The sequence below is a fragment of the Stenotrophomonas sp. PS02289 genome (assembly GCF_029960115.1).
Lineage (GTDB): Bacteria > Pseudomonadota > Gammaproteobacteria > Xanthomonadales > Xanthomonadaceae > Stenotrophomonas.
Genome location: NZ_JASCOZ010000221.1, coordinates 1 through 5,631, shown reverse-complemented (window position 1 = coordinate 5,631; position 5,631 = coordinate 1). Strand labels below are relative to the sequence as shown.

The following is a 5,631-nucleotide window of genomic DNA, read 5'->3' as shown; positions in this document are numbered from 1 at the left end:
GGTCGGCCCATGAATGGGCCGATCTGCATGTTTAGCGGAAAGTGGCCGCTGGCGCTACCTTGGGGGGGCGGGCTTGGAATAGCCACGCAGGGCGTGGCTCTACTTCTGGTTGTGCTTGATCGCGGCGCGGATCAATGCCTTGAAGGCGGTGGCATCGAGGGTGTCGCCCTCGTGCAGGTCGATGGCGCGGCGGGTATTGCCGTCCAGGCTGGCGTTGAACAGACCCTTGGGATCCGGCAGCGAAGCGCCTTTCGCAAAGGTCAGTTTCACCGCCTTTTTGTACGACTCGCCGGTGCACAGGATGCCGTCGTGCGACCACACCGGTACGCCACGCCATTTGACCTCTTCGACCACGTCCGGGTCGGCGGCATGGATGAGTTCGCGCACGCGCGCCAGGGTGGTGCCGCGCCAATCATCGAGGCTGGCGATCCTGGCGGAAATGTCGGCGTTTTGATTGCTCATGAGACGCTCCGCTTAGGGCAAGTCAGGACATCACACCCGGCAGCGCACTGGCCTGCTTGACCCAGGCCACGAACTGCGCCTCATCCAGCGGTGTGTCCTCAAACACATGCAGGTAACGCACGTCCGCCTGTTTGGATTCCACCGGCGGCAACGGCTGCAACGACGTTCCTTTGAAGAACGCAACTTTCAGGTACTTGCTGATGCAGTGGAAGGAAAGGAACCATCCCTGCCCCTCCACGCCATACCAGGGCGAGTTCCACTTCACGGCCTTGCGCACCTGCGGCAGGTTGGCCGTGATCAATGCATCGAGCTGGCGCGCACGCGCCTGCTTCCAGCCCGGAATGGCCTCCAGATACGCCTGCACCGGGGCATCGCCCTCGCCTTTGGCAATCTGCGGGTTGTCGCCAGCCAGCAGCCGTACCTTGGTGGCGGCCGGGGCGGCTGAAGATGAACGCGAGGCAGTGCGGGTGCGGCCAGTTGCCATGTCGCTTCCTGCAATAGGGTCCCGTGTGCGTTATAGACCGCCCGGTGCGCGAACACAACGCAGGCCACGCGGTGGCCGCCCCGTGGTCTCACCCGGCCACCGAAAAAATACTGGAAGAAACACCGGGGTTTACCGATGCGCCAACCGCTTGCATTGGCCAGCATGGGCAGCACACTCCCCCGACGACAGGGCGCTTCCCATGGCAACCAAAGCGGCCAAGACGGCCAAACCCGCTAAAGCCACCAAGAGTACCAAGGGTGCCCGGCCCAACATCCTGGTGATCTTCGGCGACGACATCGGCATCCCGCAGATCAGCGCCTATACCCGCGGGCTGATGGGCTACCAGACCCCCAACATTGACCGCATCGCCAACGAAGGTGCCCTGTTCACCGATTCCTACGGTCAACAGAGCTGCACGGCGGGACGCGCGTCGTTCATCCTGGGCCAGGAACCGTTCCGGACCGGGCTGCTCACCATCGGCATGCCCGGTGACCCGCACGGCATTGCCGACTGGATGCCCACCATCGCCGACGTGCTCGGCGGCGAGGGCTATGCCACCGGTCAGTTCGGCAAGAACCATCTGGGCGACCAGGATCAGCACCTGCCGACCAACCACGGCTTCGATGAGTTCTTCGGCAATCTGTATCACCTCAATGCCGAGGAAGAGCCGGAAGGCTACTTCTATCCGAAGGATCCGGCGTTCAAGAAGAAATTCGGCCCACGCGGCGTGATCCATTCCAAGGCCGGTGGCAAGATCCAGGACACCGGTCCGCTGAACAAAGCGCGCATGCCCACGGTGGACGAGGAATTCCTCGAGGCCGCGCAGACGTTCATCAGTGACGCGGTGGAGGACGACAAGCCCTTCTTCGTGTGGTTCAACACCACCCGCATGCACGTTTTCACCCACCTCAAGCCGGAATCGGACGGGGTCACCGGCAAGGGCCTGCATGCTGACGGCATGGTCGAGCACGACGGTCATGTCGGACAGCTGCTCGACCAGCTGGATGAGCTGGGCGTCGCCGACAACACCATCGTGGTCTACACCACCGATAACGGCGCGGAGATCGCGCTGTGGCCGGACGGCGCGATGACTCCATTCCGGGGCGAAAAAGGCACCACCTGGGAGGGCGGCATGCGCGTTCCGATGATGGTGCGCTGGCCCGGCGTGGTGGAGCCAGGCACGGCTTACAACGACATCATTTCGTTGATCGACTGGTTCCCGACGCTGTGTGCGGCGGCTGGCGTGGACGATGTGGTGGGCAAGATGAAGAAGGGCTACAAGGTCGGCAAGAAGACCTTCAAGGTGCATCTGGACGGCTACGACTTCGGCCCGTACTTCAAGGGCAAGGTCGACGCCGGTCCGCGCCAGGCCCTGTATTACTTCGACCAGGGCGGAAATCTCAACGCAGTCCGCTACGCCGATTGGAAGGTAAGTTTCGCGGTCGCCAGCCACGGCAACATCGCCACCGCCTCGCGCAAGGTGACCTCCTGGGCCACGATTTCCAACCTGCGCATGGACCCCTACGAGCGCGGCATGGAGGAAGGCGGTGGGGCGACCGGCTTCCTGGCGCAGCAGATGTGGCTGCTGGTGCCGATCCAGGCGCAGATCAAGGCGTTCTTCTCGGATTTCACCGACTACCCGTACCAAGCCGGCAGTTCGCTCAATCCCAGCGGCATCAACTACAGCCTGCTGCAGCAACAGGACGCATTGAAACGTCTCAAAGAACTGGAAACATTGCGTACCAATTGACGCCGTTGAGGCATTGCCCCGCCCCGCTGTGTGTCGGAAGCGACAACAGCGGGGGCGGCGGCGAGATGCGGTGCCTATGATCGCCAGACCGGTCAACGCACCGCCCTCTGGCTGATCGAATGCCCGAAGTAGCACGGACCTGTTGCGCCTCTGGGCTTCGGCGCCCTGCTGCTCCGCCCGCGTCTGGCGCACGGCGACCTCAACCACAGCAGATCCGCAACGGTGCCGGCGTTCCGCGCTGCGGAGCGGCACGACTGGACACCGTACTGCGCAAGCATCTGCTGCTTCCGGCCGAGATCGGTGTTCTGGAGGCGGCGCTCGTCGATGGGCTGCCGCAGGTCCTCCCAGACGCGCTGGACGCCGCCCTGGTCCGCGTCTCGACCACGCCGCCTGCGCTACGCGGCGCGGTGCTGAGGGCGCAGCTGCGCGCATGGCAGGCCGCTTCCTCCGAGCAGGATCCGTCCGCCTCCTTGCGGTACGTGCTGGACGCCTGGCTGGAGGCGCTGTGCCAGTGGAGTGAAGGCTACCTGCTCGGCCAGCTGGTGTACCGGGTCTGCAATCGCGTGCTTGGCGAACAAGGTGCCCAGGCGGTGGCCGGCTTTACCCAGGCCGAAGCCCTGTACGGATTGCTGCACGGCGGCCGCCACGCCGAATGGCTGCGCTGGTGGAGCCGGCAGCCACCCGTGGCGTCGCCGTGGCGGGAGGCCGGCGCGACACTGCTGCCGGCCGCGCTGCGCACGCTGCTGGATCCGCTGCGACACCTGGTAGCAGCCCCCGTTGCCTCGCCGGTACGACTGTTGCTGCTGGCGACGGTATGCGCACTTGCGTCGCGACGCCACCGCGGCGCTGCGCCGTCCGCCACCCGCGGCCTCCTACGACGCATTGCGCAGCTGCCGCAACTGCTGGAGACACTCGGGGCTGTTGGCACGTTGATGCCGCCTGCGCCTGCGCCGCACCCCGGCCCGGCGCTCGGCATCACCCACGTGCCCACCGCAGAATCGCCGCCCATCGCGCGCCGCACGACCGTCGCGGTCTGCGAACCGCGTGACCCGGCACCGCACGCATCCCCATCATGGTTTTCGCTGCCACAGGCGGCAGCGGCTGGCCCCGGCTTCACCTTGGCTGGCGACAGCGGGCTGCGCCCCGATGAAGCACGGGTCATCGTGCTTCCGGTACTCACCCTCGCCGCCTGCGCGGCACTGGTGGGCACAGGAGCACTCAGCCATGAGGAATTCAACGACGCGATCGAGGCCTGGTTCGCGTGTGCCGGCGTCACCGCCGAACCCACTGACGAAGCATTGGAGGCCATGTTCGAGGCGACCGACGACCGGCTCCGCGAGCGCCTGCAGTCGGCACAGCTGCCCCTGCTGGCCCAGCGACTGCTTCAGCACACCCGTCGCGACACCCGTGTTTACCTGTTCGTGCACGCGCTCCGCGTGCTCCATGGCCGCCTTCCGCAGACGCAGGCACCGCCTTCGGACGTGCGTCAGGCAGATACATGGCTGCATGCGTTTGAGAGTTTTCTGCGCCAGCAGCAACCGGATTCGCGCATCCGGCAGTCACGGCCGGTGCCACCGTCGACGTCAACATCCTCGCCAACGCCCCTCGTCACGGACGCGCGGCGGCAGGCCGTCGACGCTGCATGGGACCGCGATTTCAAGCCCGCCACGCCTTCCCTCTCATGGCCTTACGGTCCCCCATGGCATCGCTCCCGAAGCCGGTTCCAACCGCAAAGCGATGGTGTGGACCCCACCACGTTCGCTCTGGCGCAGGTGGTGTACGGCATCGCCGATCCACTGCTCAGCGCCGCACGGGGCACGCCGTGGCTGCTCTCCGAAACCCAATGGAGCCACGGCTGCGCCATTTTTTCCGCAAGGCACCGCTGGCATGACCCGGCCACCTGTGTGGGTGTCATCCACCATCGCATCGCGCGGGCGCTGGATGAATTCCTTGCAGGCTCGGATCAGGTTCACGGTGACGCGGCCACGACCCTGGCACTGATCCGGTTGCGCCAGTTGCTTCGCCCGCTGCATTCGCTGGCGCAGCGCATCGATCCGCCCCGGGCCTCGGAGCAGCATGAGCAACGTGCATGGCAGAACTACACGCGCTTCTTCAGTCTGGTCGACGCGCAGCACCATCTGCTGACGCTGCCCTTTGACGCGCTGGCCCGGAAGCTCTCAACCGTGTTGCCCGGCTCGCCTTCGTCTGCCGGTCTGGTACAGGTGCTGGAACATCTGCTCGGCGACACCCGCGTTCCGCTCCTGCACGACCGGGAATCGGTGCTGCACCGCCTCTAGTTCAGCGATGCCACCACGTCACTGATCGCCCGCGTGGCGGATGTATCCGAATCAGCGATCACGCCCGCATTGAACAGCCTGTTCTTTGAGGCCCTTGCGCGGGACCCCGACGCCGGCCCAGTCGCGGCCGACTGGCGTGCGCTGCTGCAACAACGCACTGCAGGCGGAGCGCTGCGGAGTCGCTGGATCGAGCAGGCGACACCTGCACAGGCAGCACGCAGCTTTGCTGTTTCCGCAGGCATGCACGGCGACCCTGCTGGCGAGGGCCTCGCACAGTTTGTAGAAGCCGGGGTGGGCCCGGACCAGAAACTCGGCGGGGTAACCTGGCCGCAGGCATCGCAGCGTCTGGCCGAATGGCTGGAAAGCCCGGCCGGCCAGGCGCAGCTCAACGACCGACTGCGGCGCGGTATCGCGAACCCGCTGCTGCATGCCGATGCCCCCCTCCCCCTGGCTTCCATCCTCTCTCTGCTGGTCAAGGCGGTGCGGCACCACGTGCCTGCGCTTGAGTCCATCGTCGAGACCGACATCCCCTCGTTGGCGGTGGCCATCCGACACCATGCGCCGTTGCTGCCAGCACGTCATTGCCTGCTGTTCGCTGCCGTGCTGCGGGGCGGAGCCGCAACGCCGCCCCGCAGCGC

Annotated in this window: 5 protein-coding genes; 3 read left to right on the top strand and 2 right to left on the bottom strand. The window is 65.9% G+C overall.

The window, feature by feature from the left end; translation table 11 throughout:
• Nucleotides 1-99: 99 nt before the first annotated feature.
• Together QMX83_RS19670 and QMX83_RS19665 are read right to left on the bottom strand one after the other, a co-directional pair.
• The gene (locus QMX83_RS19670) at nt 100-462 is read right to left on the bottom strand and encodes a DUF1801 domain-containing protein (protein ID WP_282298334.1); all 363 of its coding nucleotides are present in this window, start codon (nt 460-462) and stop codon (nt 100-102) included.
• 22 nt (nt 463-484) lie between these two features.
• A complete protein-coding gene (locus tag QMX83_RS19665) occupies nt 485-946 on the bottom strand; it encodes a DUF1801 domain-containing protein (RefSeq protein WP_282298333.1) in 462 nt (153 codons plus the stop codon).
• Between the two features lie 199 nt (nt 947-1,145).
• Here QMX83_RS19665 and QMX83_RS19660 point away from each other — a divergent pair, with 199 nt between their 5' ends.
• The 3 genes from QMX83_RS19660 to QMX83_RS19650 all read left to right on the top strand — a co-directional run.
• Complete coding sequence (locus QMX83_RS19660; protein WP_282298332.1) at nt 1,146-2,696, top strand: arylsulfatase; 1,551 nt, start codon at nt 1,146-1,148, stop codon at nt 2,694-2,696.
• Between the two features lie 119 nt (nt 2,697-2,815).
• Entirely contained in the window at nt 2,816-4,993 is a 2,178-nt protein-coding gene (locus tag QMX83_RS19655; protein ID WP_282298331.1) for a hypothetical protein, read from the top strand.
• 33 nt (nt 4,994-5,026) lie between these two features.
• Nucleotides 5,027-5,631 (top strand): hypothetical protein (locus QMX83_RS19650; RefSeq protein ID WP_282298330.1); only part of this gene is annotated, 605 nt, incomplete at its 3' end.